Origin of the sequence: Streptomyces sp. NPDC127097, from assembly GCF_042724075.1 — a bacterium.
Lineage (GTDB): Bacteria > Actinomycetota > Actinomycetes > Streptomycetales > Streptomycetaceae > Streptomyces.
The window spans coordinates 56290-82001 of record NZ_JBHXFI010000010.1 but is presented as its reverse complement, the minus strand read 5'-3'; the positions used below and the strand labels follow the sequence as shown (position 1 = coordinate 82001).

Genomic DNA, 25712 nt, shown 5'->3' with positions numbered 1-25712 from the left:
ATCAACCGCCGGTACCACGCCCATGGAGGAACAGCCATGACCACGCACCGCCCACGCATCGTGGACCTCAGCGAGACCCAGCCCAACCGCCGGCGCGGAGGTGATCTGCGCGCCATGCTGACACCCAGCGCGGTGGGCGCCACGAGCGGCTTCATGGGCATGGCACTCGTGCAGCCCGGCGAGCGCATCGGCGAGCACTACCACCCGTACTCCGAGGAGTTCGTGTACGTCGTGCAGGGCCTGCTCGAAGTCGACCTCGACGGGGAGCCGCACCCGCTGCGCCCGGACCAGGGCCTGCTGATCCCCCCGTACATGCGGCACCGCTTCCGCAATGTCGGGGACGAAGAGGCCCGGATGGTCTTCCACCTCGGCCCGCTGGCACCGCGCCCCGAGCTCGGCCACGTCGACACCGAGGGCACGGAGGAGAGCACCCCGGCCGCGCCACCGGAACGCACGGAGCCGGTGTCATGACCCGCCGCGTGGCGGTCACCGGCGTCGGTATCGTCGCTCCGGGCGGCGTGGGTGTGCCCGCCTTCTGGGACCTGCTGTCCTCCGGACGTACGGCGACCCGTGGCATCACCCTCTTCAACCCCGAGGGTTTCCGTTCACGTATCGCCGCCGAGTGCGACTTCGATCCCGCGGCGCACGGTCTGAGCGGGGAGCAGGTGGCCCGCTCGGACCGGTACATCCAGTTCGCGATGGTCGCCGCGGACGAGGCGCTGCGCAGCGCCGGCCTGGACACCGAGGCGGAGGACCCCTGGCGGGTCGGGGTGTCCCTGGGCACCGCGGTCGGCGGCACCACGCGGCTGGAGCACGACTATGTCGCCGTCAGCAGTCACGGTGCCCGCTGGGACGTCGATCACCGGCCGGCCGGCCGCCACCTGGAGCGGGCGTTCTCCCCGAGTTCGCTCGCCTCCGCAGTGGCGGAACAGATCGGCGCCCACGGTCCGGTGCAGACCGTCTCGACGGGCTGCACCTCCGGTCTCGACGCCATCGGGTACGCCTTCCAGTCCATCGAGGAGGGCCGGGTCGATGTGTGTATCGCCGGCGCCTCGGACTCGCCGATCTCCCCGATCACCGTGGCCTGCTTCGATGCGATCAAGGCGACCTCGGCGAACAACGACGATCCCGCGCACGCCTCCCGCCCGTTCGACGCCCACCGCGACGGATTCGTGATGGGCGAGGGCGGCGCCGTGCTCGTCCTGGAGGAGCTGGAACACGCCCGCGCCCGCGGAGCGACCATCCATTGTGAGATACGTGGCTATGCCACCTTCGGCAACGCGTACCACATGACCGGCCTCACCCAGGAGGGCCTGGAGATGGCCGAGGCGATCAACCGCGCACTCGGCCACGCCAGGATCGACGCCACCCAGGTGGACTACGTCAACGCGCACGGCTCGGGCACCCAGCAGAACGACCGGCACGAAACGGCCGCCGTCAAGCGGTCGTTGGGCGCCCATGCCCACAAGGTGCCGATGAGTTCCATCAAATCCATGGTGGGCCACTCGCTCGGCGCGATCGGCGCCATCGAGATCGTGGCCTGTGTGCTGGCACTCACCCACCAGGTGGTGCCGCCGACGGCCAACTACGAGACTCCGGACCCGGAGTGTGACCTCGACTACGTGCCCAAGACGGCCCGGGAGCTGCCGCTGCGTTCGGTGCTCTCGGTCGGCAGCGGCTTCGGTGGATTCCAGTCAGCGGTGGTACTGACCCGACAGGGTGGGAGGGCATCATGAGCTCCCCGAAAGAACGTCGTTCCGTCGTCACCGGCATCGGTGTCATCGCCCCCAACGGGGTGAGCACCGAGACCTTCTGGAAGGCGACGGTGGAGGGCATCAGTGTCCTCGACCGCGTCACCCGTGAGGGGTGTGAGCATCTGCCCCTCAAGGTCGCCGGTGAGGTCCGGGGCTTCGATCCGGCGGATCTGATCGAGGAGCGCTACCTCGTCCAGACCGACCGGTTCACCCACTTCGCCATGGCGGCGGCCAACCTCGCGCTGGACGACGCCCGGCTCGGCCGTGCCGACTACAACGACTCACCGTTCGCGGTGGGAGTCGTCACGGCCGCCGGTTCGGGCGGTGGCGAGTTCGGCCAGCGGGAGCTGCAACGGCTCTGGGGCCAGGGCTCCCGCCATGTCGGCCCGTACCAGTCCATCGCCTGGTTCTACGCGGCGAGCACCGGACAGATCTCCATCCGCGGCGGCTTCAAGGGGCCGTGCGGAGTCGTGGCCAGCGACGAGGCGGGCGGTCTGGACGCCCTGGCGCACGCCGCCCGCACCATCCGGCGCGGCACCGACGCCGTCGTCGTGGGTGCCGCCGAGGCACCACTGGCCCCCTACTCGGTCGTCTGCCAGCTCGGCTACGACGATCTGAGCAAGCTCGACGATCCGGTCCGCGCCTACCGCCCGTTCACCAGCGGCGCGTGCGGATTCGTGCCCGCCGAGGGCGGCGCGATGCTGATCGTCGAGGAGGAGGCGGCGGCCGAGAGCCGCGGGGCGAGTGTCCGGGCCGTGCTGGCCGGACATGCCGCGACCTTCACCGGGGCCTCCCTGTGGGAGGAGTCCCGGGAGGGGCTCGCCCATGCGATCCGCGGCGCGCTGGAGGATGCGCGGTGCGCCCCGGAGGAGATCGATGTGGTGTTCGCGGACGCGCTCGGCGTTCCTGCGGCCGACCGGGCCGAGGCGCTGGCGCTGGCGGACGCCCTGGGCCGGCACGCCTCGCAGGTCCCGGTGACCGCACCCAAGACGGGCACCGGCCGGGCGTATTGCGGCGCCCCCGTCCTGGACACCGCGGCCGCGGTGCTCGCGATGGAGTACGGCGTCGTGCCGCCCACCCCCAACGTCGTCGACGTCTGCCACGACCTTGACGTGGTGACCGGCCGGGCCCGCCCGGCCGAGTTGCGGACGGCGCTGGTGCTGAGCCGGGGACTGATGGGCTCGAACGCGGCGATGGTGCTGCGGAAGGGCTCCGGGTCCCCCTCATGAGAAGGAGAACCTCAGATGACCGCTCAACTGACGCTCAATGAGCTGGCCGCGCTGATGAAGTCCGCGGCCGGCCTCACCGTCGACCCCAAGGAGCTGGCGAACCGGCAGGACGCGACCTTCGCGGACTTCGGCCTCGACTCGCTCGGCCTCCTCGGCATCGTGGGCGAGCTGGAGAACCGTCAGGGCCGGCCGATGCCGACCGACGCGGAGCGCTGCAAGACGCCGCGCGACTTCCTCGCCCTCGTCAACACCGCCAACGACACCGTGCCTACGACAGGAGCATGACATGCCCGGCCACACCGAGAACGACATCACCATCGCGGCGCCCCTCGACCTCGTCTGGGACATCACCAACGACATCGAGAACTGGCCGCAGCTGTTCAGCGAGTACGCCTCGGTCGAGGTGCTGTCCAGGGAAGGCGACAAGACCACCTTCCGGCTGACGATGCACCCGGACGACAACGGCACGGTCTGGAGCTGGGTCTCCGAGCGGGTCGTCGACCGGCAGAACCGCTCGGTCCGCGCCCGCCGCGTCGAGACCGGTCCGTTCGAGCACATGGACATCCACTGGAAGTACGCCGAGATCCCGGGCGGCACCTCGATGCACTGGACCCAGGACTTCGCGATGAAGCCCGACGCGCCGGTCGACGACAAGGGCATGACCGAGATGATCAACCGCAACTCCCGGATCCAGATGGAGCTCATCCGGGACCGGATCGAGCAGCGGGACCGCGAGCTCCGCTCCGCCACCGTCAGCTGACGGCCCTCCAGGCCGCGTTCGGACCGCCTCCTGGCGGCAACGAAGGGACCCCTGATGCATCACGCTCTGATCGTCGCGCGCATGAAACCCGGTTCGGCTCCGGACATCGCCGAGGTCTTCAAGGCATCCGACCGTACGGAACTGCCGCACCTGGTCGGCGTCTCGCGGCGGACCCTCTTCCAGTTCGGTGACGTGTATCTGCACCTCATCGAATCCGACCGGCCGCCCGGCCCGGAGATCGCGAAGGTGACGGAGCACCCCGAATTCCGCGCCGTCAGCGACAAGCTGTCCGCCTTCGTCAGCGCCTATGACCCGGAGACCTGGCGGAGCCCCAAGGACGCGATGGCCCAGCAGTTCTACAGCTGGCAGCGCGACGGCAGCAGCTGACGCGCACGCGGAGCCGGGGCGATCCCCCGGCTCTCGCGCTTCCCCGGGCAGGGGCGCGGCCGCCCGGCGAGGAGCAGTCTCCTCACCGGGCGGCCTGCCGTGCCCGGACCCGCTCATTCAGGGACGCTGCACTCGAAGGCGTGCAGATACGGGTTGACGACCAGGATCTCGCCGACCTTCAGGCCGGCCTCGGCCATCCGGCTGACCAGGCTCGCCTTGGTGTGCTTGGCGCCACCGACATTGAGCAGCAGCAGCAGATCCATGGCGGTGGTGAACTTCATGGAGGGGCTGTCGTCGACGAGGTTCTCGATGATGACGACCCGGGCGCCGGGACGGGCGGCCCGGACGACGTTCCGCAGTGTTCTGCGGGTGCTCTCGTCGTCCCACTCCAGGATGTTCTTGATGATGTAGACATCGGCCTGGACCGGGATGTCCTCGCGGCAGTCGCCGGGCACGATCCGTACCCGCGGGGCCAGCGCCCCGCCGTCCGCCAGCCGCGGGTCCGGGTTCGCCACGACCTTGGGCAGATCGAGCAGCGTGCCTTCGAGCGTGGGGTGCTTCTCCAGCAGGCTGGCGAGGACATGGCCCTGGCCACCGCCGATGTCCGCCACCGAGGACGCCCCGGTCAGATCGAGCAGCCCCGCGATGTCCTGCGCCGACTGCTTGCTGGACGTGGTCATCGCCCGGTTGAAGACCTCGGCGGACTCCCGTGCGTCCTCGTGCAGGTAGTCGAAGAACCCCTTGCCGTACAGCTCGTCGAAGACGCTGCGGCCGGAGCGCACCGCGTCGTCCAGCCGCGGCCAGGCTTCCCAGGTCCACGGCTCGGTGCACCACAGGGAGATGTAGCGCAGGCTGTTCGGGGTGTCCTCCCGCAGCAGCCGGGACATCTCCGTGTGGACGTACTTCCCGTCGTCGGTCTCGGCGAAGATCCCGTAGCAGGCCAGCGTGCGCAGCAGCCGGTCCAGCGGCCGCGGCTCGGCCTGCACCGCGGCGGCCAGCTCCTCCGCGGTGGCGGGCTGCTCACCGAGGGCATCGGCGACGCCGAGGCGCGCCGCCGCCCGTACGGCCGCCGCACAAGCGGCCCCGAAGATCAGCTCCCGGAGCCGCATCGCGGGTGGGGGAGTGGGACTTACGGTGGTCATTGCGCCTCTATTCTCCCGTTGCCGACGGGTTCAGCCCGTCCCGGTGCAGCCGGTGGCACAGTCCGGCCGGCTCCGAGGTCCGGCAGACGTTGTGGATGAACCGGTTGCCCTTGCCGGGGAGGTCCCGGTTGGCCAGGTCCACGGGCTTGTTGTGCAGCACGATGTTGTGGCTGATGACGTTGTGGTGGGTGAGCACCTTCACGAAGCTGTGGAAGAGCACGACACCACCGGAGAGCGGAGACTTGCCGTGGTGGTCCCGGATCACGTTGCGCCGTACGAGGACGTGCTCGGCGCCGGTGAGCACGACGCCGGAGCCCTGGATGTCCGGCAGCCGGCTGTTGCCGCGGCAGAACTTGTTGTTCTTGTAGATGGAGTTGTTCCGTACCGTCAGCGCGCCGGCCTGGGGACGGGACTCGTCACCGACGACGAACACCCCACCGCAGTTCCTGGTGATGGTGTTGTAGCCGACCGTCAGGTTCCTGACCCGCCGGATCGTGACGCCGATCCGGTTTCCCGCGAGGTAGTTGTCGCTGATCACGGCGCCCCGGAGGTTGGCGCCGCCGGCCTCTTCCCGGGCCTTGTTCGCGAGGAAGATGCCCGCGTCGCCGTTGTCGATGGCGGAGTTGTCGCGGAACACACCCCGGATGGACTTGTCCTGCGCGATGCCCCACACGCCGTTCTTCCGCGCGGTCACGTGGATCACCGAGAGCCGGTCGGTCCCGGAGGCCCAGATCCCGTTCTTCTTGAAGCCCCGGACGGTCAGCGAGCGGATCGTGACGTCCCGCAGCGGCCTGTCCCTTCCGATGACGCAGATGCCGTTGCCTTCCTTCCCGCAGGCGTTCGCGGCCCGTCTGCCCGACGGAGTGATCACCGTCTTGCGGCCCGCGCCGACCAGGCGCAGCCGTGACTTGTTGATCAGCACGCTCTCCCGGTAGATGCCGGGCCGGACGACGATGGTGTCGCCCGGTCTCGCCTTGTTCACCGCGCGCTGGATGGATTCGCCTGCGTGGACGACATGGCGTCCCGCCGCGTCGCACGGTGACGCGGCACCCAGGCCGCCGATCATCATCGCGGCGACGCAGCCCATGTATTTCATCTGTCGTAGCACCATGAGGCGAAGCTATGGGTGATCACTCCGGCTCGCCACACGTGGTGAGCCGATCGTCACGGTGTGTGCGGCCGCCAGCTTTCGACACGCCGTCAGGTCCATTGCCCGGCCTGCCACCCGACCCGCCATCAGGGCCGGTCAGCGGGCCTGTCCGGGGTCCGGCCGGAGGTTCCGGGGATGTCCGGGCGCGAGGGGCGATCGGTCGGCCCGGACTCAGCTGACCGGGTAGCGGACGGCGTGTCCGACGGTCCGTCGGGTCCGGTGTCGGGCCGGGCATCCGACGGGTCATCAGCCGGCCCGTCCGGCCACGCCTCCGTCAGGAAGGCCGCGAGGCTGGTCGGCAGAAACCACGGACGGGCGCGGAAAACGGTCACGGAAGACCAACGCGCCAAGCCCGGCCGACGACACCGGCCCGGGTGCAGCGAGCCCCCTTGATCACCCCAACGGCCGCGGGAAAGCGGGCCGCCGGGGTGGCGACCGCTCAGCGGCCCTGGTGAATGGCCGCCTCGATCCCGTCCAGGATGACGGTGAGTCCGATGTCGAAGGTGCTTCGCGCCTCGCGTTCCAGATAGGGGACCGAGTCGCCCGGGTCCGGGGCGGCGCCCTCGGTCTCCAGCCGGACCAGCAGCGGAAAGCGCTCCGCGAAGTCGGGGACCATCTCGGTCAGCAGGCCGGAACGGGCCTGCCACCACTCCTCGTCGGACACCCCCGTCGAGGCCGCGGCCTGCCGCGATTCCGTCACGGTCTGCGCGGCGCCGCGGATGAAGTGGAACAGCGCCCCGACCACCCGCCGCAGCACCGCCGAGCTCAGCTCCGTCGCGTACAGCAGGCGGAGCAGCGTCTCCAGGGCGCGGTATTCGTTGGGGCCGAGCACCGGACGTGCCTGGGAGACCTGGAGGACCCAGGGGTGGCGGAGGTAGAACTCCCAGGTGTCCTCGGCCCAGGAGGTCACCGCGGCGCGCCAGCCCGGCGCCAGGTCGTAGTCGGTGGGCAGCTCGGCCAGCACCTGGTCATACATCAGGTCCACCAGCTCGCTCTTGCCGGGGACGTAGGTGTAGAGCGCCATCGCGGTACGGCCCAGCCGCTCGCCGACCGCGCGCATGGACAGCGCCGCCATGCCGTCGGCGTCCGCGACCGCCACCCCGGCGTCGACGATCGCCGGCACGCTCAGCGCCGGCTTGGGCCCCGGCCAGCGCCTCGTCCGTGCTCCGGCGGGGCCTTCCGCACGCCACAGCAGCGCCATCGAACGACGGGCGTCGCCCTGGCCCGCGAAAACCACCACTTGCGACTCCTTACGCCATAAAGTAACGTCCCCGACCGAACTCTTTACGGCGTAAAGATAGCAGAGGGGTGGCAGCACACATGGGGGACCGGCAGACCCGCCGAGGGCCGGGCAACGGGGAAACATCCGCCGCGGACAGTCACGGCATGATCCAGGTGCGCGGCGCCAGGGAGAACAATCTCGCCGATATCTCGCTCGACATTCCCAAGCGCCGGCTCACCGTCTTCACCGGTGTCTCCGGCTCCGGGAAGTCCTCGCTGGTATTCGGCACCATCGCCGCCGAATCCCAGCGGCTCATCAACGAGACCTATACGGCCTTCATCCAGTCCTTCATGCCGAGCCAGGGCCGGCCCGATGTCGACGCGCTGCGCAATCTGAGCGCGGCGATCGTCGTGGACCAGGAGCGGATGGGCGCCAACTCCCGCTCCACGGTCGGCACCGCGACCGATGCGCAGACCATGCTGCGGATCATCTTCAGCCGCCTCGGCACCCCGCACGCGGGTACCTCCACCGCCTTCAGCTTCAACAGCGCCGAGGGCATGTGCCAGGAATGCGAGGGGCTCGGCCAGGTCTCGGCGATCGACACCGGCGAGCTGCTGGACACCGAACTCTCCCTCAACGAGGGGGCGATCACCGCTCCCGGCTTCACCGTCGGCTCGTGGTACTGGCAGACCCTCGCCCACTCCGGATTCTTCGACCCGGACGTCAAGCTCAAGGACTTCACCCCCGCCCAGTGGGACGACTTCCTGCACAAGCCCCCCACCAAGATCAAGGTGGGCACCTCCACCATCAACTACGAAGGTCTGCTGGTACGGGTGCAGCGCACCTACCTCGCCAAGGACCGGGCCGCCATGCAGCCGCACATCCGGGCCTTCGTCGACCGGGCGGTGACCTTCACCGCCTGCGGGGCCTGCGGCGGGGCCCGCCTCAACCCCGCCGCCCTCGGCTCCCGGATCGCCGGCCGCAATATCGCCGAATGCGCCGCGCTCCAGATCAGCGACCTGGTCACCTTCGTCCGGGGCATCGACGACCCCGCCGTGGCCCCGCTGGTCGCCACCCTCTGCCACACCCTCGACTCGCTCGTCGAGATCGGTCTGGGCTATCTGAGCCTGGACCGGGAATCCGCCACGCTCTCCGGCGGTGAGGCCCAGCGGGTGAAGATGGTCCGGCACCTCGGCTCCAGCCTGACCGATGTCACCTATGTCTTCGACGAGCCGACCGTGGGCCTGCACCCGCATGACATCCAGCGGATGAACGATCTGCTGCTGCGGCTGCGCGACAAGGGCAACACGGTCCTGGTCGTCGAGCACAAGCCGGAGACGATCGCGATCGCCGACCATGTCGTCGATCTCGGCCCGGGGGCCGGCTCCGCCGGGGGCGAGATCTGCTTCACCGGCGACGTCGCCGCGCTCCGCGCCTCCGGCACCCTGACCGGGCGTCACCTCGACCACCGCGCCACGCTGCGCGCCCAGGTCCGACGGCCCGTGGGGGAGCTGTCGATCAGCGGCGCCAACACCCACAACCTCAAGGACGTCAGCGTCGGCATCCCGCTCGGGGTGCTCACCGTCGTCACCGGCGTCGCGGGCTCGGGCAAGAGTTCGCTGATCCACGGGTCACTGCCCGGACGGGACGGCGTGATCGTCGCCGACCAGTCCCCGATCCGGGGTTCCCGGCGGTCCAACCCGGCCACCTACACGGGGCTGCTCGGTCCGATCCGTACGGCGTTCGCCAAGGCCAACGGCGTCAAGGCCGCCCTGTTCAGCGCGAACTCCGCAGGGGCGTGCCCCACCTGCAAGGGCATCGGCCTGGTGTACACCGACCTCGCGATGATGGCGGGGGTGGCCTCCGTGTGCGAGGAGTGCGAGGGCAAGCGGTTCACTCCCAAGGTCCTCACCTACACCCTGCGCGGCAAGAACATCAGCGAGGTCCTCGCCATGTCGGTGGCCGAGGCCCGGGAGTTCTTCCCCACCGGGCAGGCCCGCACCGTCCTCGACCGCCTCGCCGAGGTGGGCCTGGGCTATCTCGGCCTGGGCCAGCCGCTCACCACCCTCTCCGGCGGCGAACGCCAGCGGCTCAAACTCGCCCTCCACATGGCGGAGCGGGGCGCCGTCTACGTCCTCGACGAGCCGACCACCGGACTGCATCTCGCCGATGTGGACCAGCTGCTGGGCCTGCTGGACCGGCTGGTCGACGACGGCAACACCGTCCTCGTCATCGAGCACCACCAAGCCGTGATGGCGCACGCCGACTGGATCATCGACCTCGGCCCCGGCGCCGGCCAGGACGGCGGGCAGGTGGTCTTCACCGGCACCCCCGCCGATCTCGTCGCCACCGGCGACTCGCTGACGGCCCGCCACCTGCGGAGCTACCTCACGACGCACACCGCATAAGACACCGCCCGCACCCCTGCTGCCCCATGGAGGACCCGATGACGGCCGTGCCCGTCGCGCTCATAGAGGTCACCGACGTCCGGCGGATCACCCCGCACATGGTCCGGATCACCTTCGCCGGTGCCGGCCTCGACGACTTCCCGACCTGGCCCGACCAGCAGCTCAAGCTGCTCTTCCCCAAGCCGGGCCGGCGCGCGCCCCGGCTGCCCGACGCCGCGGCGGCCGGCGACGCGATGAGCTGGTACCAGGCGTTCCTCGCCCTCCCCGAAGACGAACGGCCGTGGATGCGCAGCTATACGGTGCGCTCCCACGACCCCGTCCGGCACCGGATCACCGTCGACTTCGTGCTGCACGGCACGCCGTCCACGGCCGGCCCGGCGACCCGGTGGGCGGCCTCCGCCGCCGTGGGCGACCTCCTCGCCCGGTACGGCCCGGCCGCCGAGTACGCCAAGGAGCTGCCGCTCGACCGGGCCGGCTGGCTGCTGCTGGCCGGCGACGCGACCGCCCTGCCGGCCATCGGTTCCCTGGTCGAGGCACTGCCGGCCGGCGCCCGCGCGCTGGCCTGCATCGAGGTGGCCGGCCCGGCCGACGAGCAGCACTTCACGACCCGCGCGGAACTCACCGTGCGGTGGGCGCACGCGGACGGACGCCCGGACGCCCTGCCGGCCGCCGTACGCGCCCTCACCTTCCCGCCCGGCCCGGTCTTCGCCTGGCTGGCCGGGGAGGCGGGCGCGGTCCGGGCGCTCCGGCGCCATCTGGTCGACGAGCGCGGTATCGACAAGGGCCGGATCGACTTCAGCGGCTACTGGCGCCGCACGCTCACCCAGGACGACGCCCCGACCGAGGAGGACCTCGCCGAGGCACAGGAGCGGCTCGCGGCCGCCCGGCCCCCGCAGGACTGAGGCGGGTTCAGCCCGCCCGCTCCGCCGCGCTGCGCTCCACACAGAACTCATTGCCCTCGATATCGGCCAGCGTCACCCACCCGGTCCCGTCCGTGCGCCGGTGGTCGGCGACCAGGGTCGCGCCGAGTGCCAGCAGCCGCTCGACCTCCTCGTCCCGGCCCCGGTCCTGCGGCTGGAGATCCAGGTGCACCCGGTTCTTCCCGGCCTTGGCCTCGGGCACCGTGACGAACAGCAGCGCACTGCCCGCGGCCGTGACCGTGGCCTCCGGATCGCCCGGCAGATCGTCCCCGGCCAGCGAGCCGTCCAGCACCTCCGCCCAGAAGCTCGCCAGGCGATAGGCGTCGGCGCAGTCGATGGTGAGGTGACGTACCAGTGAAGTCATGGGCGTCACTATGTGGTTGGGGGGTGCGGCTGTCCACCGGAATGGGTGTGGGTGGGGCAGGGCCATTCCGGCACCCGCGGCCGGTGCGGGCCCGGCGTCGATGGACAGCCCTTAGGCACACCCGGCAACTGCGCGCGGCTGCCGCAGAGTTCGCCAGGGAAGCGGCGGGCCGGGTGGTGAGCGGGCGGACGACGGCGCACCCCGGGCCGCCCCCGTACCGCGCCCGCCCCCATTTTGTCCGCGACACCCATTCAAGTCGCCCGCCCCGGTCGTCTACAGTTGCAGAATTCCGCAATTCAACAGATGACGCGATGGCCGTGCGGCCTGAACGCGGAGGACATGCGTGGGCGGTTTCGCCGAATCGGCAGGGGAACGGGTGCGTGCGGCGTGGTCCGCGGCCGGTCCCGGGAGCGGGGCGCGGACATGAACGGTGCGTGGCTTCCGGTCTGTCAGGCCAAGGCCGATTTCTTCCGGATGCTGGGCCATCCGGTCCGTATCCGGGTGCTGGAACTGCTCCAGAGCGGACCGATGCCGGTGAGCGGTCTGCTCGCCGCGATCGGGGTGGAGCCCTCCGCGCTCTCCCAGCAGCTGGCGGTGCTGCGCCGCTCGGGCATGGTGACGGCCACCCGCAGCGGTTCCACCGTCGTCTACGAGCTGGCCGGCGGCGAGGTCACCGAGCTGCTGCGGGTCGCCCGCCGGGCCCTCACCGAGGTGCTCGCCGGGCAGCATGCCCTGCTCACCGAACTCCGGCAGGCCGAGCCCGGCGCACGGCCGGCCGCCGCCGGGGTGCCGGCACCCGGTGCGGTGGGGGCGGTCTCATGATCCGCCCGCCGCGCTCCGTGCCCGCCGGCCGGACGGGCACGGTCCGTATGAGCCCCACCGGAACAGGGTGATCGCGGATGTCCGGCGCACCACGGCGTAAGGGGCCGCCGCCCTGGCGGGCGGTCCGCTCCCGCACCTGCATACCCACCCCCTCCGGCCCGGGCACCGTACGGCCCTGCCGGGGGCGCCCGCCCGGCGGCGGGACGGTCCGTACGGCCCGCGGACACGGCGGGGTCTGCCCGGAGGGCGCCGCCCGCCCGCACACCTCGGCGCGCTGCGGCGTCCGGCGGCCCCGGGCGACCGCGATCCGCCCCGGGACCCAGCTGGCGCGGCTGCCGGGCGCGGTCCTGTTCACCCACCGGGCTCCCCGGCGCAGCCTGTGGCGACGGGTGTTCCTCTACTTCGTCGTCAGCCATCTGCTGCTGGTCTTCCTGGCGCTCGTCATCTATCTGGGCCGGCACGCCGGGACATAGCGGGCAGGCCGGCCCCGGCCCGGTCCCGGCCACCCGCCGCAGCGGGGCCGCCGGTCAGCCCCCGGACCCGCCACAGCCAGCCGACATCACGCCCGAAGGACCACACGAGCAGCGCCAGCGCCCCGCTCACCGCGAGCGCCGCGGCGGCGTGCGGCAGCACCCCGGCACCGGCCACGACCAGCACGACGCCTTGCAGCGCCGCCACGGTCTTGCGGGCCATGCTGTGCGGCAGTGCGCCGCTCAGCCACGGCCACACCCAGGACGCCGCGACGAAGACGTACCGCATCAGGCCGATGCACAGCACCCATGGGCCCAGCGGCACCACGAGATACACACAGAGCACCAGGATGAGGAAGGCGTCGACCTCCATGTCGAAGCGCGCCCCCAGCGGTGTCGCGGTGCCGGTGCGCCGGGCCACCTGGCCGTCCACCGCGTCCAGGACCAGCGCCACGGCGGCCAGCGCGACCAGCACCGCGACCGGCGTCCGCCGCTCGAAGGAGTCCGCGACCAGCGCCGTCACCCCGCCGACCAGGATCGTGCGGGCCAGGGTGACGCGGTTGGCCATGCCGAACGACGCCATGCCGAACGACCGGGGCCACGACCGGCGCAGCGCGACGGTGAGCAGCACCCAGGTGGCCACGGCGAACACGCAGCCCGTCAGCCACCCCACGGTGCTCAGACCGACCACCCGGCGGAGCGCTTCCAGCATGAGCAGCTGCACTCCCGTGCCCGCCGTAATGTCCGGTCCGAACGGCCTTGTGTCGTAACGCTCTTGTACGGCCACCATGCCTCCCGGGATGTGTGGCGGAGTCGAGAGGTGCCGCGTATGGTGACGGCGTTCTCATGATCCCCAGCATCGACGAATCATCGCCGGAGCGTCCAGGAGGATTCCGATGCCGCGCGTTGCTTGTGCGTTTTGGCTAAACGCTCCAGGTCACGGAGAAATCCGGACGGTACCGTTGCCGGACCCCGGCCCGGATGAGGTTTTGGTGCGCACACTCTGTTCCGGAGTGAGCCGCGGAACGGAGACCCTGGTCTTCCGTGGCGGCGTCCCCGTGAGCCAGCATTCCGTGATGCGGGCGCCCTTCCAGGAAGGCGATTTCCCCGGGCCCCTCAAATACGGCTACCTCAATGTCGGTGTCGTCGAGGAAGGGCCGCCCGCCCTGCTGGGCCGCACGGTCTTCTGCCTCTACCCGCACCAGACGCACTATGTCGTCCCGGCGAGCGCGGTCACTCCGGTACCCGACTCGGTGCCCGCCCCGCGGGCCGTACTGGCGGGCACGGTCGAGACCGCGGTGAACGCCCTGTGGGACGCCGCGCCGCTGGTCGGCGACCGGATCGCGGTGATCGGCGCGGGCATGGTGGGCTGCGGTGTCGCCGCGGTCCTCGCCCGCTACCCCGCGGTCCGGGTACAGCTGGTGGACGCCGACCCCGCGCGGGCGGCGACCGCCAAGGCCCTGGGCGTGGACTTCGCCCTGCCGCAGGACGCCCTGGGCGACTGCGACCTCGTCGTCCACGCCAGCGCCACCGAGGAGGGGCTGGCGCGCTCGCTCGAACTGCTCGCCCCGGAAGGCACCGTCATCGAGCTGAGCTGGTACGGAGACCGGCAGGTCAGCCTTCCGCTGGGGGAGGCATTCCACTCCCGCCGGCTGGTCGTCCGCAGCAGTCAGGTGGGCGCGGTCTCCCCGGCCCGCCGCGCCCGCCGTACCTTCGCCGACCGGCTCGCGCTCGCCCTGGACCTGCTCGCCGACCCCGCCTTCGACGCGCTGATCACCGGCGAGTCCGCCTTCGAGGAGCTGCCGGAGGTCCTGCCCCGGCTCGTCTCCGGCGAGCTGCCGGCGCTGTGCCACCGCATCCGCTACGCGCCGGCGGACGGCTGACCGCCCCGCGAAACCGCCCTGAATTCGTCCCCGGCGACCCCGCCACTGAGACCGACATCACACCGGAGGAACGGCCTTGTTCAGCATCACCGTCCGCGATCACCTGATGGTCGCCCACAGCTTCCGTGGCGCGGTCTTCGGCCCCGCGCAGCGTCTGCACGGCGCGACCTTCATCGTGGACGCGACCTTCCGCCGTGCGGAGCTCGACGCCGACAACATCGTCGTGGACATCGGCCTGGCCACCCAGGAACTCGGCGGTGTGATCGGGGAGCTCAACTACCGCAACCTCGACGACGAGCCCGCCTTCGCCGGTATCAACACCTCGACGGAGGCCCTGGCCAAGGTCATCGCCGACCGGCTCGCCGACCGCATCGAGGCGGGCAACCTCGGCGAGGGCGCCCGCGAGCTGGCCGGGATATCGGTCACCTTGCACGAGTCACACATCGCCTGGGCGACGTACGAGCGCACTCTGTGACCCGCACCGGCGCCACCCCGGCGGAGCGGGTGGTGCACTTCGTCCTGCCCGGTGACATCGACGACCCGGCGGCGCCCAGCGGCGGCAACACCTATGACCGCCGGGTGTGCCGCGACCTCCCGGCCGCGGGCTGGCAGGTACGCCCGTACGCGCTGCCCGGCAGCTGGCCGCGCCCCGACGCCACCGCCTGCGCGGAGCTGGCGAAGCGGCTGGCGGCGCTGCCGGACGGTGCCGTGGTCCTCCTCGACGGCCTGGTCGCCTGCGGCGTCCCCGACATCCTCGCCCCCGAGGCGGAACGGCTGCGGCTCGTCGTCCTGGTGCATCTCCCGCTGGGCGACGAGACCGGCCTCGATCCCGCCCTGGCCGCGGAGCTGGACGCCCGCGAACACCGCACCCTGCACGCCGTCGCGGCCGTCGTGGCCACCAGCGACTGGGCCGCCCACCGGCTCGTCACCCACCACAAACTGGCGCCCGATCGGGTCCACGCCGTCCGGCCCGGCGCCGACCCGGCGCCCCTCGCCCCCGGCACCGACGGCGCCACCGGGCTGCTGTGCGTCGCCGCGGTCACCCCGCGCAAGGGACAGCACCGCCTGGTCGAGGCGCTGGCGACGGTCACAGACCTGCCGTGGAGCTGCGCATGCGTCGGCGGGCTCGTCCGCGACCCCGGATACGTCGCCCAACTCCGCGACGCGGTGGCCGGGTTCGGCCTCGACGACCGGATCACCTTCACCGGGCCACGCGCGGGCGCGGACCTGGAGGCGAGCTATGCCGCCGCCGACCTGCTGGTGCTCACCTCGTACGCCGAGACCTACGGCATGGTCGTCACCGAGGCGCTGGCCCGCGGGATCCCGGTGCTCGCGACGGCGGTGGACGGCGTACCCGAAGCGGTCGGGCAGGCTCCCGACGGCAGTGTGCCCGGCCTGCTCGTACCGCCCGGCCGGCCGGCGGCGCTCGCCGAGGCACTGCGCGGCTGGCTCGGCGATCCACAACTGCGTGACGGGGTCAGAGGTTCGGCGCGCGCCCGGCGTGCCATGCTGGAGAGGTGGGAGATGACGTCGCACAGTCTGGCCGGAGTGCTGGAACGGGTTCGGCACAAGCCCCGGAGCACGCGATGAGCGCGCCCGAGAGACCCCGATTCGCCCCGCGGTGGCTGGAGTTGCGGGAGCGCGCCGACGCCGCGGCCCGGGCTCCCGAGCTGCTGCGCCCGCTGCTGGCGTGGCTCGAAGCGCAGCCCGCCCCCGAGGGTCCGCCCGGCGGCCCGCGCGGTCTGGTGATCCGCGATCTCGGCTGTGGCATCGGCTCCATGGGGCGCTGGCTCGGCGTCCGGCTGCCCGGCCCGCAGCGGTGGGTCCTGCACGACCTGGACCCCGCGCTGCTCGCCCTCGCCGGGGCGCGGATGCCGGTAACGGCCGCCGATGGCACGCCCGTTGCCGCCACGACCGTGCGCGGTGATCTGGCCGCCCTCACCGCCGACGATCTCGCCGGCACCTCGCTGGTCACCGCCTCCGCACTGCTGGATCTGCTCACCCACGACGAGGTGGAGGACCTCGCCGAGGCATGTATGGGCGCGGGCAGTCCGGTGCTGCTGGCCCTCTCCGTCGCCGGACGGGTCGAGCTGACCCCGGCCGACCCGTTCGACGCCGAGATCGCCGACGCCTTCAACGACCATCAGCGCCGTACGGACCAGGACCGCGCACTGCTCGGTCCGGACGCGATCGCGGCGGCGGTCGCGGCCTTCGAACGGCGTGGCGCGACGGTCCTGGTGCAGCCCAGCCCGTGGCGGCTCGGCTGTGCCGAATCCGCGCTGACCGCCGAATGGCTGCGCGGCTGGGTCGGTGCCGCGCACGCCCAGCGGCCGGAGCTGGCGCCCGAGGCCGTCGCCTATCTCCGTCGCCGGCTGGAGGAGTGCGCGGCGGGGGAGCTGACCGTCGCGGTGCACCACACCGATCTGCTGGCGCTGCCCCGGCAGCGGTCCGGGAGCGTGTGATGACGCGGTCCCGCTGGGCGGCATGGCTCAGGATGCTCGCAGGGCTGGGCATCCTGGTGGCGCTGGTCTGGCATCTGGGCTCGCAGGCATTCCTGGACGGGCTGCGCCGGATCGACGCCGCCACCCTGCTGGCGGCGCTCGCCATCGGCGTGCTGACCACGGTCTTCAGTGCCTGGCGCTGGTGTCTGGTGGCCCGCGGCCTCGGCCTGCGGCTGCCGCTCGGCCGGGCCGTCGCCGACTACTACCGGGCGCTGTTCCTCAACGCGGCGCTGCCCGGCGGCGTGCTGGGCGATGTGCACCGCGCCGTGGACCACGGCCGCACCTCCGGCAACCTCGGCCGGGGCGTCCGCGCGGTGGCCCTGGAACGGACCGCCGGCCAGGTGGTGCTGCTGGTCACCGGGGCGGTGGTGCTGCTCGTCCGGCCGTCGCCGGTCCTGGCACCGGTCGCCCGCTTCCTCGCCTCACCCGCCGTGGCGCTGGCCGTCGCGGTGGCGGGCCTGCTGGTGGTGGCGGTCGCCGTCCGGCTGCGCCGCCGCCGGGGCGCCTCCCGCGGGGAACGCGCCCTGCGCACCGTAGTGGCCGAAGCCCGCCAGGGCCTGCTGGCCCGCGGCGTCTGGCCCGGGGTCGCGCTCTCGTCGGTGGCGGTCCTGGCGGGCTACCTCGGGATGTTCGTCCTGGCCGCCCGGGTCGCGGGCGTCACCGCACCGACCGCCGAGCTGGTGCCGCTGGTGGTGCTGGCGCTGCTCGCGATGGCGCTGCCGTTGAACGTCGGCGGCTGGGGACCGCGGGAAGGCGTCGCCGCCTGGGCCTTCGGCGCCGCCGGACTGGGCGCGACGCAGGGACTCACCACCGCGGTCATCTATGGCGTCCTCGCCTTCGTCGCCGGCCTCCCCGGGGCCGCGGTACTGCTGGCACCCGCCCTGCGACGGGCCGCTCCGCTCCCCGCGGAGCAGCCGGCGGTGTCCGGTGCCGTGCCCCGCCCGGCGGACGGGCATCCCCGCACCGGGAGCACGGGGATGGTCCGCCAGCGCGGTGCGGAGGTCCCGTCGGCGGTGGGCGGCGGAGCCCGGTCCCAGGCGCGGACGCACGGCGAGCGGAGAGAGACGCCCTGGTCCGCCGGTCCGCCCTGATGACCGGCGGTGCCGCTTGACCACGTCGTTAGCGCGCCGGGCCGCCGGAGGGCCCACCGGCCGGCCGCAGGGCGAACTCAAAGAGGGTGTCCTCGCCGAGCAGGGCGCGCCGCAGCGGCGGGCGCAGCGCCTCCCGCATCACCGGCGTCCCGGGAAAACGGAGGCCGGGGATGCCGTCGCCGAGCAGGACCGGGGCGACGGTGACATACAGCCGGTGCAGCGCCCGTTCCTGAAGAAACCGCGACACGGTGACCCCGCCGCCCTCGATCAGCACCCGGCCCAGCCCGCGCCGCGCCAGCACCGCCAGCAGACGCTCCGGGGCGAACGCGGCCGCATCCGGCAGCACCAGGACCTCGGCCCCGGCGCCCGGATCCGCGGGGGCGGCATCCGGTCCCACCACCCACAGGGTCGGCGCGGCGCCGTCCGTGAACACCCCGCTGCTCAGCGGCACCCGGCCGCGCGGATCGAGCACCACCCGTACCGGGTTGTCGCCCGCACAGGCGCGTACGGTCAGCCGCGGATCGTCCGCCACAGCGGTGCCGGCCCCGACGAGCACCGCATCGGACAGGGCGCGCAGCCGGTGCAGATGGCAGCGGTCCTCCGCGCCGGTGACGAAGTCGGCATCGCCGGTACGGGTCGCGATGAAGCCGTCCAGGCTCTGCCCGAGCTGGGCGAACGCGACCTCTGGCCCGGCCAGGCAGAGCGGCAGATAGCGGCCGGCGAGCTCCTCCGCCTCGGGTGTGGCGGGCCGCCCCCAGCGCAGTGCGCCGGCTCCGTCCGGCACCATCCCGGCGGCCATCGCCTCGTCCGGGGTACGGATGCGCCGCAGCAGGTCCCAGGCGGCCGACGCGTCGAGCGGCTCAGGCATCGGCTGCCGCCCGGCCGCCGAACAGCGCGGCGTATTCACCGAATGCCTCGGCGAGCCCGGCCAGCAATTCCCGCCCCTTGCGGGCGGATGCCAGCGACGGCCGCCCGATGACGCCGGATTCGGTATAGGCCGACATGCCGAGCGTCAGCAGCTGCTTCCGGTCATCGGCGACGCAATCCGCCGATTCATAGCCTTCCTTGACCAATTCGGGATGGGCATACAGCAGAATGGACGTCTCGACCTCTCCCGCATGCATATCGGTGTGCGACGGTGTCTCCACCCCGGCCCGGGTGCGCGCCGCGTCCCAGTCGGCCGAGCCGGGGAACAGCGCCATCCGCACCCCGCGCCCGGCGGATTCCTGAACGACATTGCGCAGGACGTAATTTCCGCCGTGTCCGTTGATGAGAATCAGGGTGTCGATACCGGACCGGTGCAGCGAATCGGCGATGTCCGTGACGACCGCGTGCAGGGTGCGGGCGGAAATGCTCACGGTCCCCGGCCAGTCGGCGTGCTCGTGCGAACAGGACACCGTCAGCGGCGGCAGTACCTGGACGGGACGGCCGGCGGCGACCTCCCGGGCGATGGTGCAGGCGATGACGGTATCGGTGGTCAACGGCAGGTGGGCGCCGTGCTGTTCGAAGCTGCCGATGGGCAGCACGGCCATCGCCGGCCGCCGTGCCCGGACGTCCTCCGTGGTGTCCGCCGGCAGCGGGCCGGTGGCCGAAGTCGGGTGTCCCGAAGCGGTCATGGGATGCTGCGGCCTTTCGTCGCCGACTCGCGGAGTCGTGGTTGTCACGGCATCGTTTGTCACGGCGTCGCAGCATACTTGTTGTCATGGTGAGTGAGTTCTGCCGATCATTTACCCGCGCGGGTACGATCGCGCCCATGATGGACCCCGAGGACTCCGCCGGCCCCGACCTCCGTGTCGCAATCGATGACGCCTTCGGCCAACGGCCGGGCGTGGAACAGGTGGTGACGGTCAGGCTGCCCACGACCTACGGTGAATTTCTCGCCGTGGGCTATCTGGACCGCCGTAGCGGTATCGAGCAAGTGGCCCTGGTCCATGGCGATGTCGTGGGGGAGTCGGTGCTGACCCGGGTGCATTCGGAATGCCTGACCGGTGATGCCTTCGCGTCCACCCACTGTGAATGCGGCGACCAATTGTCCGAGGCGCTGCGCGCGATCGTGGCGGAAGGCCGCGGCATTCTGGTGTATCTCCAGGGCCATGAGGGCCGCGGTATCGGTTTGCTGGGCAAGCTCCGCGCGATGAAGCTCCAGGAGGGCGGGCTGGACACCGTCGAGGCGAATATCGCGCTCGGACTGCCGGTCGACGCCCGTGACTACGGCGCCGCGGCGGAGATCCTCCAGGACCTCGGCGTCCGGTCCGTACGGCTGCTGTCGAACAATCCGCGGAAGCGCGAGGCCCTGCTGCGGCATGGGATCCCGGTCGACGAACAGGTCCCGCTGCTGATGCCGCCCCGTGCGGAGAACATCCGCTACCTCCGCGCCAAGCGGGAGCGCCTGGAGCACGATCTGCCGCATCTGGACAGCGTCCCCGGGCTGTCCTGAGGCCGGTACGCGGCCGGACCGCGCACCTCCCCCGCCCGCCACGCGGCGAGGGAGGGCCCGCGACGCGAAGTCGCGGACCCTCCCTCGGTGGTTGCGGCCGGCCGGATCAGGAGACGGCGGGTGCCGCCTCGGCCGCGGGGGCTTCCTGCCGGGCCGGCAGAACGCGCTCCGCGAGGTGGCCGAAGAGCAGCCCGAAGGCGGTCCACAGCACCAGTTGGATGGCGAGCGCCGACAGCCGGAACTGCCAGAGCAGCGTGCCGGGGAAGCCCTCGGGCACATTGTCGTAGGCCGGCAGGAACGCATAGGCGAGACCGATGGCGACCACGAACGCGGCACCGGCCGCGACCGTGGCGTTCCAGTTGCCCAGCTTCGGAGCCAGCCGCCGGCCGAGGAGCGTGGCGGCGACGGCCAGCAGGATGCCGAGCAGCATCATCAGGAAGAACAGGGCGGTGCGGGTGCCGATCGTGTCGGGGTCACCGACGGCGGGCGGGTTGGCCGGGTACTTCAGGAACGGTACGAGGTACACGGCCACCAGGGCCGCGCCGGAGAGCAGCGCCGACGTGGTGCGGGCACCGAACCGGCCGATCCGCCCCAGGGCGAAGCAGAAGACCAGTGCGGCGATCCCGCCGAGTGCCACGCCGTAGACCAGTACGCCGGTCGCCAGCCCCGCCGTGGACTGCACACCGCGGCTGACGACCTCCATCCCGTGTTCGTGGCTGTGTGCGTCCTCGAACGCGATGGCGGCATCCACCTTCGGTTCGCCCAGCAGGTAGGCGACGACGAGGGCCAGGACACCGGCGGCCAGACCGGCGAGCATCCCGCGCACCAGAAGGGTTCTGATGGTGAGGGAGTTCATGGGTGCGGGGTCCGATCAGTGGCAGGGGAAGCCGAGCAGGTGGCGTCCGTCGTGGACCCACTCGTGGACCTCCGTGCCCGAGAGCAGCGAGGTGGCGCCCTGCTCGGCGCCGATGAAGTACAGCAGAACCAGCATCAGGACGCCGAAGAACAGCGCCCACGGAGCGATGGCCTTGAGGGGGATCGGAGCCGGGGTGACGGCGCCGGCGGCCGGGGGTGCGATGGTCTGAGCCATGGCAGGACCTCCTGTGCGGGGGAACTCGCGTCCCTGTTCGTTGGAGTGCGTAACGACATGCCGGGTCTGGCTCGCCCGGTCCCGGCCCTGGGGGGCTGGTAAACAACCGGACATACAGTGGCGCGACCGCGCCGGGATCCCACCGGCTTCCGTCATGTCGTCGTCAATATCATCGGGAAGGTACCGCGAACCGACCCCCCGGCCAAGACCACGGAGGGGGCGGAGAGGCGCAGGGCAGGGCGCGTCGTCCGGGCAACTCCCTTGAGCGGGCGAGGCGTTGCCGCCCGTACGGAGCGAGAGAAGAGGACATGACAACTCGGGTGATGTTGGTCTCACCGGCCGCCGGCGAGGCGCAGCGCGAAGTGCGTTTCGATGACGACGGCCCGCTGAGCGAGGCCGGGCTGCGCCGCGTCCGGGCCGCCGCCGGAGCGCTGCCGGCCGCCGACCGGGCCTTCGCCTCGCCCTCCGTCCGGTGCCGCCGCACGGCCGAGGAGCTCGGGCTGTCGGTGCTGCCCGCGGGGGAGCTGGCGGGCTGCGGGATGGGCGGCTGGCGTGGGCGGACCCTGGCCGAGGTGGCCGACGCCGAGCCGGTCGCGGTGTCGGCCTGGCTCTCGGACCCGGACTTCACCGGGCACGGCGGGGAGTCGCTGCGGCAGCTGTGCGACCGGATCGCGGGCTGGCTGGCGCGGATGGCGCTGGACGCGGGCCGGGTGCTGGCCGTCGTCGAGCCGGATGTCGTGCGGGCCGCGGCGGTGTGCGCCCTGCGGGGCACCCCGGACGTGTTCTGGCGGCTGGATGTGCCGCCGCTGACCGTGACCGAGCTGAGCGGCCGCGGCGGGCGCTGGAATCTGGGGCTGGGGCGGGAGCTGGGCCGCAGGTGAGGGCGCCGGAACGGCAAAGCTTTAAAATTCACCTGGTCCCCCATCTACACATAAAGGCGACATAAGCGCAGAATAAAGATGCGTGGTCGGATGCCACGTGGAACGGCCGGACTTGCGAACGAAGGAGGCGAGTCGCATGGCCGACGTCTCACACCCCAGGGGAGATCTCGCAGGTCACCCCGACGCTTCTGAGATGCAGGCACGGTATGAGCGCGTGCTCGGCGGGCGGGATGTCGTACTCGTCGACGGCCCGGTGCTCCTGGTCGGCCTGTATTGCGCCGTCTCACCGTGGATCGTCCACTTCTTCGCCGCGCAGCCGGCGCTGATGGTGCACAACCTCATCCTCGGTCTGGCGATCGCCCTGATGGCGGTCGGGTTCACCGTGGCCCCTGGCCGGATGTACGGCCTGAGCGGCGCGATGTGCGCGATCGGTGTGTGGATGATCATCTCGCCATGGATCGTCGGCAGCTCTCCGGACGCCGGCGTGATCTGGAACAACATCGTCATCGGCGCCCTGACCTTCCTGCTCGGTGCCATGTGTGTCGCCGCGGCGTCGAAGAGCCGCCGTGCCACCTGACCGCGCCCCCACGGGGGCGTGAAAAAGCCGCCGGCCGCTGGCCTCCCATGGGGGCACGTGCCCGGCGGCTCACTTGTCGGGGCGTGGGCGTGGCGTACGGAAATGCAGGCCGGTCCGGCGCCGCGGGGCCCGGCGCTCCCTAACGCTGCCGGTCGCGGCCGTACGAGGAGAGCTGTCCCAGCAGCCCGGCCAGCACCAGCCCGCTCGCGAGGAGCAGGCCATGGGCCAGCACGACGCCGGCGGCCAGGATGCCCGCCGCGGCGGCCGGTGCCAGCCAGGCGAAGCGGTGGTGCGGACGGGGGCGGGCCGGCTCGCGTAAGGCCGGGCGGGGACGGTGGCGGCGGGTGGCACCGAACAGCTCGGTGAGCTCGCCGAAGGCACGGTCGTCATGTGGGGACAGGGGTGTCCCTCCTCTCCCGGTCGTACGGACGGCCACGCCGCGGAGGCAGGGCGAAGGGCCGGGGCGCCGCTCCGGTGACCGCACGACGTCAGGGCTGCCTGACCAAGGCGTCAAGGGCGCAGTGCCGCCTGCGTTGTTGTGCCCTCTCGCGCCCGGCCCGTAACGCCGTTGAGCGGAGCGGCCGGTGACGGCGGGCGCGGGCGGGGCCCGGCGGGCGCCCGCACGCATGCGGCAACCCGGCACATTGGGTTAAATCGGTGACATGGGTCTTCCGACTGTGGCCCGCCGCCCCGGAGAGGTAGCGCCCCGTGACCGCTGTACCCGTGGATGACCACGAAGACTTCGCCGACGCCGACCGTGGCTTCATCGCCGCGCTCGATCCGCCCCAGGTCACCGCGGACGACGGCCGGGTGATCTGGGACGCCGAGGCATATGCCTTCCTGGCCGGGAACTGCCCCGACACCGCGCACGAGGGCCTGTGGCGGCAGGGCCGGCTGGTGAGCCGGCAGGGCCTGTACGAGGTCACCGACGGTATCTACCAGGCGCGTGGTCTGGACCTCTCCCATATGACGCTGGTCGAGGGCGACCACGGCGTCATCGTCATCGACCCGCTGCTCTCCACCGAGACCGCCGCCGCGGCCCTGGAGCTCTACCGCAAATACCGCGGCGACCGGCCCGTCACCGGCCTGATCTACACCCACTCGCACGGCGCGCACTTCGGCGGCGGCCGCGGGGTGCTGCCGCCCGGCCACCACCCCGTGCCGGTGCTCGCACCGGCCGGCTTCCTGGGGCACGCGGTCAGCGAGGGTGTCTATGCCCGTACGGCGATGACCCGGCGCGCCGTCTACATGTACGGCGCGGAGCTCCCCAAGGGGCCGGACGGCCAGATCGGCTGCGGCCTGGGCGCCGCCCGCTCCACCGGCACCATGACCCTCATCCCGCCGACCGTCGACATCACCCGCACCGGCCAGGAGGAGATCGTCGACGGCATCCGCCTCGTCTTCCAGCTGACCCCGGGCACCGAGGCACCCGCGGAGATGAACTTCTGCTTCCCGGCGCACCAGGCCCTCTGCCTGGCCGAGAACGTCACCCACACCATGCACAGCATCCTGACGCTGCGCGGCGGTGCCGTCCGCGACGCCCGGGCCTGGTCCCACCACCTGGGCGAGGCGCTGGCCCTCTTCGGCGACGAGGCCGAGGTCGCCTTCGCCTCCCACCACTGGCCGACCTGGGGCAAGGACCGCGTCAAGACCCTGCTGGCCGACCAGCGTGATCTGTACGCCTATCTGCACGACCAGACGGTCCGGCTGCTCAACGAGGGGCTCTCCGGCGCCGAGATCGCCGAGGAGCTGCGGCTGCCGCCGGGCCTGGAGCAGACCTGGGCCCACCACGGCTACTACGGCTCGCTCAGCGACAACGTCAAGGCGGTCTACCAGCGCTACCTGGGCTGGTTCGACGGCAACCCCGCCCATCTGTGGGAGCATCCGCCGGCCGAACAGGCCCGGCGCTACGTGGACACCATGGGCGGCGTCGAGGCCACGGTGGACGCGGGCAAGCGCTACGCCGCCGACGGCGATCTGCGGTTCGCCGCCACCCTCCTCAACCACGCCGTCTTCGCCGCCCCGAAGAACCTCCGCGCCCGCCGCGAACTGGCCCTCGTCTACGAACGGCTCGGCTACGGCTGCGAGAACGGCACCTGGCGCAACTTCTACCTCACCGGCGCCATGGAACTGCGCGGCAGCCTCGCCGAGGCCGCACCGGACACCGTCCACCCCGACCTCGCGATGGCACTCCCCGTAGACCACCTCATCGACTCGCTCGCCATCCGTATCGACGGCCCCCGGGCCTGGTCCACCACCCTCGCCCTCGACCTCTACCTCCCCGACGAGGACCGCACCTGGCAGCTGACGCTCTCCCACGGGGCCCTCACCTACGTCAGTGCGCCCGGAGTCCCCACCCCGTCCGAGGAACGCACCCCGGATCTCACCCTCACCCTCACCAAACCCCAGCTGTTCGGTCTGCTCAGCGGCAAGGGGCCGGAAGAGGCCGCACAACACGGCGAGACGGGGGCGCTGCACCAGTTCCTGGGCCTGCTCAGCACGCCGCATCCCACCTTCCCCGTCGTCACGCCCTGACGGAGAACGCGCCGCCCGGCCGGCCGCCGTCAACCTCGCGCCCCGGCCCGCTGCCCCCACCGGACCGCAGGACGCCGCGACTGGGGCAA

The 25712-nt window shown here is 71.9% G+C and carries 29 protein-coding genes and 1 riboswitch; of the genes, 19 read left to right on the top strand and 10 right to left on the bottom strand.

What is annotated here, in order from left to right; translation table 11 throughout:
- Positions 1-36: 36 nt before the first annotated feature.
- From ACFWJW_RS11250 to ACFWJW_RS11225, 6 genes are read left to right on the top strand one after another with little or no spacing between them, the layout of a single operon-like run.
- On the top strand, positions 37-471 hold the full coding sequence (locus ACFWJW_RS11250; RefSeq protein ID WP_387238033.1) for a cupin domain-containing protein: 435 nt from the start codon (positions 37-39) through the stop codon (positions 469-471).
- Entirely contained in the window at positions 468-1736 is a 1269-nt protein-coding gene (locus tag ACFWJW_RS11245; RefSeq protein WP_387238030.1) for a beta-ketoacyl-[acyl-carrier-protein] synthase family protein, read from the top strand. The genes ACFWJW_RS11250 and ACFWJW_RS11245 overlap by 4 nt, the downstream gene beginning before the upstream one ends.
- Positions 1733-2983, top strand: coding sequence for a ketosynthase chain-length factor (locus ACFWJW_RS11240; protein ID WP_387238027.1), 1251 nt, complete (start codon positions 1733-1735; stop codon positions 2981-2983). The genes ACFWJW_RS11245 and ACFWJW_RS11240 overlap by 4 nt, the downstream gene beginning before the upstream one ends.
- A 15-nt stretch (positions 2984-2998) precedes the next feature.
- A complete protein-coding gene (locus ACFWJW_RS11235) occupies positions 2999-3268 on the top strand; it encodes an acyl carrier protein (RefSeq protein ID WP_042152343.1) in 270 nt (89 codons plus the stop codon).
- Between the two features lies 1 nt (position 3269).
- Positions 3270-3743, top strand: a complete 474-nt coding sequence (locus ACFWJW_RS11230) for an SRPBCC family protein (RefSeq protein WP_042152345.1) — start codon at positions 3270-3272, stop codon at positions 3741-3743.
- A 54-nt stretch (positions 3744-3797) separates the two neighbouring features.
- Positions 3798-4130: a TcmI family type II polyketide cyclase gene (locus tag ACFWJW_RS11225; RefSeq protein WP_190841640.1), complete on the top strand. Its 333-nt coding sequence runs from the start codon at positions 3798-3800 to the stop codon at positions 4128-4130.
- A 113-nt stretch (positions 4131-4243) separates the two neighbouring features.
- On the opposite strand, the gene ACFWJW_RS11220 is transcribed toward ACFWJW_RS11225, so the two are convergent.
- The 3 genes from ACFWJW_RS11220 to ACFWJW_RS11210 all read right to left on the bottom strand — a co-directional run bounded on the left by ACFWJW_RS11220 (position 4244) and on the right by ACFWJW_RS11210 (position 7662).
- The gene (locus tag ACFWJW_RS11220; RefSeq protein ID WP_387238022.1) at positions 4244-5272 is read right to left on the bottom strand and encodes a methyltransferase; all 1029 of its coding nucleotides are present in this window, start codon (positions 5270-5272) and stop codon (positions 4244-4246) included.
- 7 nt (positions 5273-5279) lie between these two features.
- Complete coding sequence (locus tag ACFWJW_RS11215; RefSeq protein ID WP_387238019.1) at positions 5280-6383, bottom strand: nitrous oxide reductase family maturation protein NosD; 1104 nt, start codon at positions 6381-6383, stop codon at positions 5280-5282.
- A 478-nt stretch (positions 6384-6861) separates the two neighbouring features.
- Positions 6862-7662: a TetR/AcrR family transcriptional regulator gene (locus ACFWJW_RS11210; RefSeq protein WP_387238016.1), complete on the bottom strand. Its 801-nt coding sequence runs from the start codon at positions 7660-7662 to the stop codon at positions 6862-6864.
- Between the two features lie 80 nt (positions 7663-7742).
- Between ACFWJW_RS11210 and ACFWJW_RS11205 the strand changes: the two genes are divergently transcribed.
- Positions 7743-10052, top strand: a complete 2310-nt coding sequence (locus tag ACFWJW_RS11205; RefSeq protein ID WP_387238174.1) for an ATP-binding cassette domain-containing protein — start codon at positions 7743-7745, stop codon at positions 10050-10052.
- A 38-nt stretch (positions 10053-10090) separates the two neighbouring features.
- Positions 10091-10954, top strand: coding sequence for a siderophore-interacting protein (locus ACFWJW_RS11200; protein ID WP_387238013.1), 864 nt, complete (start codon positions 10091-10093; stop codon positions 10952-10954).
- A gap of 7 nt (positions 10955-10961) precedes the next feature.
- On the opposite strand, the gene ACFWJW_RS11195 is transcribed toward ACFWJW_RS11200, so the two are convergent.
- Positions 10962-11336, bottom strand: a complete 375-nt coding sequence (locus ACFWJW_RS11195) for a VOC family protein (protein ID WP_387238010.1) — start codon at positions 11334-11336, stop codon at positions 10962-10964.
- Between the two features lie 423 nt (positions 11337-11759).
- Here ACFWJW_RS11195 and ACFWJW_RS11190 point away from each other — a divergent pair, with 423 nt between their 5' ends.
- The gene (locus tag ACFWJW_RS11190) at positions 11760-12158 is read left to right on the top strand and encodes an ArsR/SmtB family transcription factor (protein ID WP_387238007.1); all 399 of its coding nucleotides are present in this window, start codon (positions 11760-11762) and stop codon (positions 12156-12158) included.
- A gap of 77 nt (positions 12159-12235) precedes the next feature.
- Positions 12236-12631 carry a DUF6126 family protein gene (locus ACFWJW_RS11185; RefSeq protein WP_387238004.1) on the top strand — a complete coding sequence of 132 codons (396 nt, stop codon included), beginning with the start codon at positions 12236-12238 and terminating at the stop codon, positions 12629-12631.
- Here the strand turns inward: ACFWJW_RS11185 and ACFWJW_RS11180 are convergent.
- Positions 12600-13415: a CDP-alcohol phosphatidyltransferase family protein gene (locus tag ACFWJW_RS11180; RefSeq protein ID WP_387238171.1), complete on the bottom strand. Its 816-nt coding sequence runs from the start codon at positions 13413-13415 to the stop codon at positions 12600-12602. The genes ACFWJW_RS11185 and ACFWJW_RS11180 overlap by 32 nt on opposite strands.
- A gap of 109 nt (positions 13416-13524) precedes the next feature.
- Between ACFWJW_RS11180 and ACFWJW_RS11175 the strand changes: the two genes are divergently transcribed.
- From ACFWJW_RS11175 to ACFWJW_RS11155, 5 genes are all read left to right on the top strand, one after another.
- On the top strand, positions 13525-14511 hold the full coding sequence (locus tag ACFWJW_RS11175; protein ID WP_387238001.1) for a zinc-binding alcohol dehydrogenase: 987 nt from the start codon (positions 13525-13527) through the stop codon (positions 14509-14511).
- 76 nt (positions 14512-14587) lie between these two features.
- A complete protein-coding gene (locus ACFWJW_RS11170) occupies positions 14588-14986 on the top strand; it encodes a 6-pyruvoyl tetrahydropterin synthase family protein (protein ID WP_387237998.1) in 399 nt (132 codons plus the stop codon).
- Positions 14983-16101 (top strand): glycosyltransferase family 4 protein, encoded by a 1119-nt coding sequence (locus ACFWJW_RS11165; protein WP_387237995.1) that lies wholly within the window; start codon positions 14983-14985, stop codon positions 16099-16101. Before ACFWJW_RS11170 ends, ACFWJW_RS11165 begins: the two co-directional genes overlap by 4 nt.
- Positions 16098-16973, top strand: a complete 876-nt coding sequence (locus ACFWJW_RS11160; RefSeq protein ID WP_387237992.1) for an SAM-dependent methyltransferase — start codon at positions 16098-16100, stop codon at positions 16971-16973. Before ACFWJW_RS11165 ends, ACFWJW_RS11160 begins: the two co-directional genes overlap by 4 nt.
- A complete protein-coding gene (locus tag ACFWJW_RS11155) occupies positions 16973-18103 on the top strand; it encodes a lysylphosphatidylglycerol synthase transmembrane domain-containing protein (RefSeq protein WP_387237989.1) in 1131 nt (376 codons plus the stop codon). The genes ACFWJW_RS11160 and ACFWJW_RS11155 overlap by 1 nt, the downstream gene beginning before the upstream one ends.
- Positions 18104-18131: 28 nt before the next feature.
- Here the strand turns inward: ACFWJW_RS11155 and ACFWJW_RS11150 are convergent, their stop codons facing one another.
- Both ACFWJW_RS11150 and ACFWJW_RS11145 read right to left on the bottom strand, forming a co-directional pair.
- Positions 18132-18971: a RibD family protein gene (locus ACFWJW_RS11150; protein WP_387237986.1), complete on the bottom strand. Its 840-nt coding sequence runs from the start codon at positions 18969-18971 to the stop codon at positions 18132-18134.
- On the bottom strand, positions 18964-19719 hold the full coding sequence (locus ACFWJW_RS11145; RefSeq protein ID WP_387237983.1) for a creatininase family protein: 756 nt from the start codon (positions 19717-19719) through the stop codon (positions 18964-18966). Before ACFWJW_RS11145 ends, ACFWJW_RS11150 begins: the two co-directional genes overlap by 8 nt.
- 140 nt (positions 19720-19859) lie before the next feature.
- On the opposite strand from ACFWJW_RS11145, the gene ribA reads away from it, so the two are divergent.
- The gene (gene ribA, locus ACFWJW_RS11140) at positions 19860-20540 is read left to right on the top strand and encodes a GTP cyclohydrolase II (RefSeq protein WP_387238168.1); all 681 of its coding nucleotides are present in this window, start codon (positions 19860-19862) and stop codon (positions 20538-20540) included.
- 106 nt (positions 20541-20646) lie between these two features.
- Here ribA and ACFWJW_RS11135 read toward each other — a convergent pair whose 3' ends face one another.
- Together ACFWJW_RS11135 and ACFWJW_RS11130 are read right to left on the bottom strand one after the other, a co-directional pair.
- On the bottom strand, positions 20647-21396 hold the full coding sequence (locus ACFWJW_RS11135; RefSeq protein ID WP_387237980.1) for a CbtA family protein: 750 nt from the start codon (positions 21394-21396) through the stop codon (positions 20647-20649).
- A gap of 15 nt (positions 21397-21411) precedes the next feature.
- Positions 21412-21630: a CbtB-domain containing protein gene (locus ACFWJW_RS11130; RefSeq protein ID WP_387237977.1), complete on the bottom strand. Its 219-nt coding sequence runs from the start codon at positions 21628-21630 to the stop codon at positions 21412-21414.
- A gap of 64 nt (positions 21631-21694) precedes the next feature.
- A riboswitch (cobalamin riboswitch) is annotated at positions 21695-21781 on the bottom strand.
- 157 nt (positions 21782-21938) lie between these two features.
- Here ACFWJW_RS11130 and ACFWJW_RS11125 point away from each other — a divergent pair.
- The gene (locus ACFWJW_RS11125) at positions 21939-22511 is read left to right on the top strand and encodes a histidine phosphatase family protein (RefSeq protein ID WP_387237974.1); all 573 of its coding nucleotides are present in this window, start codon (positions 21939-21941) and stop codon (positions 22509-22511) included.
- 136 nt (positions 22512-22647) lie between these two features.
- Positions 22648-23088, top strand: coding sequence for an SPW repeat protein (locus tag ACFWJW_RS11120; RefSeq protein WP_387237971.1), 441 nt, complete (start codon positions 22648-22650; stop codon positions 23086-23088).
- A 139-nt stretch (positions 23089-23227) separates the two neighbouring features.
- Here ACFWJW_RS11120 and ACFWJW_RS11115 read toward each other — a convergent pair whose 3' ends face one another.
- A complete protein-coding gene (locus ACFWJW_RS11115) occupies positions 23228-23524 on the bottom strand; it encodes a hypothetical protein (RefSeq protein WP_387237968.1) in 297 nt (98 codons plus the stop codon).
- A 272-nt stretch (positions 23525-23796) separates the two neighbouring features.
- Here ACFWJW_RS11115 and ACFWJW_RS11110 point away from each other — a divergent pair, with 272 nt between their 5' ends.
- Entirely contained in the window at positions 23797-25623 is a 1827-nt protein-coding gene (locus ACFWJW_RS11110; RefSeq protein ID WP_387237966.1) for an alkyl/aryl-sulfatase, read from the top strand.
- Positions 25624-25712: the final 89 nt, after the last annotated feature.

Bases quoted from the DNA above. Each gene is read 5' to 3' on its own strand.
- ACFWJW_RS11200 (WP_387238013.1), top strand. From the start codon at position 10,091: ATGACGGCCGTGCCCGTCGCGCTCATAGAGGTCACCGACGTCCGGCGG.
- ACFWJW_RS11250 (WP_387238033.1), top strand. From the start codon at position 37: ATGACCACGCACCGCCCACGCATCGTGGACCTCAGCGAGACCCAGCCC.
- ACFWJW_RS11235 (WP_042152343.1), top strand. From the start codon at position 2,999: ATGACCGCTCAACTGACGCTCAATGAGCTGGCCGCGCTGATGAAGTCC.
- ACFWJW_RS11120 (WP_387237971.1), top strand. From the start codon at position 22,648: ATGGCCGACGTCTCACACCCCAGGGGAGATCTCGCAGGTCACCCCGAC.
- ACFWJW_RS11195 (WP_387238010.1), bottom strand. From the start codon at position 11,336: ATGACTTCACTGGTACGTCACCTCACCATCGACTGCGCCGACGCCTAT.
- ACFWJW_RS11240 (WP_387238027.1), top strand. From the start codon at position 1,733: ATGAGCTCCCCGAAAGAACGTCGTTCCGTCGTCACCGGCATCGGTGTC.
- ACFWJW_RS11160 (WP_387237992.1), top strand. From the start codon at position 16,098: ATGAGCGCGCCCGAGAGACCCCGATTCGCCCCGCGGTGGCTGGAGTTG.
- ACFWJW_RS11230 (WP_042152345.1), top strand. From the start codon at position 3,270: ATGCCCGGCCACACCGAGAACGACATCACCATCGCGGCGCCCCTCGAC.
- ACFWJW_RS11135 (WP_387237980.1), bottom strand. From the start codon at position 21,396: ATGAACTCCCTCACCATCAGAACCCTTCTGGTGCGCGGGATGCTCGCC.
- ACFWJW_RS11155 (WP_387237989.1), top strand. From the start codon at position 16,973: ATGACGCGGTCCCGCTGGGCGGCATGGCTCAGGATGCTCGCAGGGCTG.
- ribA (WP_387238168.1), top strand. From the start codon at position 19,860: ATGGACCCCGAGGACTCCGCCGGCCCCGACCTCCGTGTCGCAATCGAT.
- ACFWJW_RS11175 (WP_387238001.1), top strand. From the start codon at position 13,525: ATGCCGCGCGTTGCTTGTGCGTTTTGGCTAAACGCTCCAGGTCACGGA.
- ACFWJW_RS11130 (WP_387237977.1), bottom strand. From the start codon at position 21,630: ATGGCTCAGACCATCGCACCCCCGGCCGCCGGCGCCGTCACCCCGGCT.
- ACFWJW_RS11225 (WP_190841640.1), top strand. From the start codon at position 3,798: ATGCATCACGCTCTGATCGTCGCGCGCATGAAACCCGGTTCGGCTCCG.
- ACFWJW_RS11220 (WP_387238022.1), bottom strand. From the start codon at position 5,272: ATGACCACCGTAAGTCCCACTCCCCCACCCGCGATGCGGCTCCGGGAG.
- ACFWJW_RS11145 (WP_387237983.1), bottom strand. From the start codon at position 19,719: ATGACCGCTTCGGGACACCCGACTTCGGCCACCGGCCCGCTGCCGGCG.
- ACFWJW_RS11215 (WP_387238019.1), bottom strand. From the start codon at position 6,383: ATGGTGCTACGACAGATGAAATACATGGGCTGCGTCGCCGCGATGATG.
- ACFWJW_RS11185 (WP_387238004.1), top strand. From the start codon at position 12,236: ATGTCCGGCGCACCACGGCGTAAGGGGCCGCCGCCCTGGCGGGCGGTC.
- ACFWJW_RS11150 (WP_387237986.1), bottom strand. From the start codon at position 18,971: ATGCCTGAGCCGCTCGACGCGTCGGCCGCCTGGGACCTGCTGCGGCGC.
- ACFWJW_RS11125 (WP_387237974.1), top strand. From the start codon at position 21,939: ATGACAACTCGGGTGATGTTGGTCTCACCGGCCGCCGGCGAGGCGCAG.
- ACFWJW_RS11190 (WP_387238007.1), top strand. From the start codon at position 11,760: ATGAACGGTGCGTGGCTTCCGGTCTGTCAGGCCAAGGCCGATTTCTTC.
- ACFWJW_RS11205 (WP_387238174.1), top strand. From the start codon at position 7,743: ATGGGGGACCGGCAGACCCGCCGAGGGCCGGGCAACGGGGAAACATCC.
- ACFWJW_RS11245 (WP_387238030.1), top strand. From the start codon at position 468: ATGACCCGCCGCGTGGCGGTCACCGGCGTCGGTATCGTCGCTCCGGGC.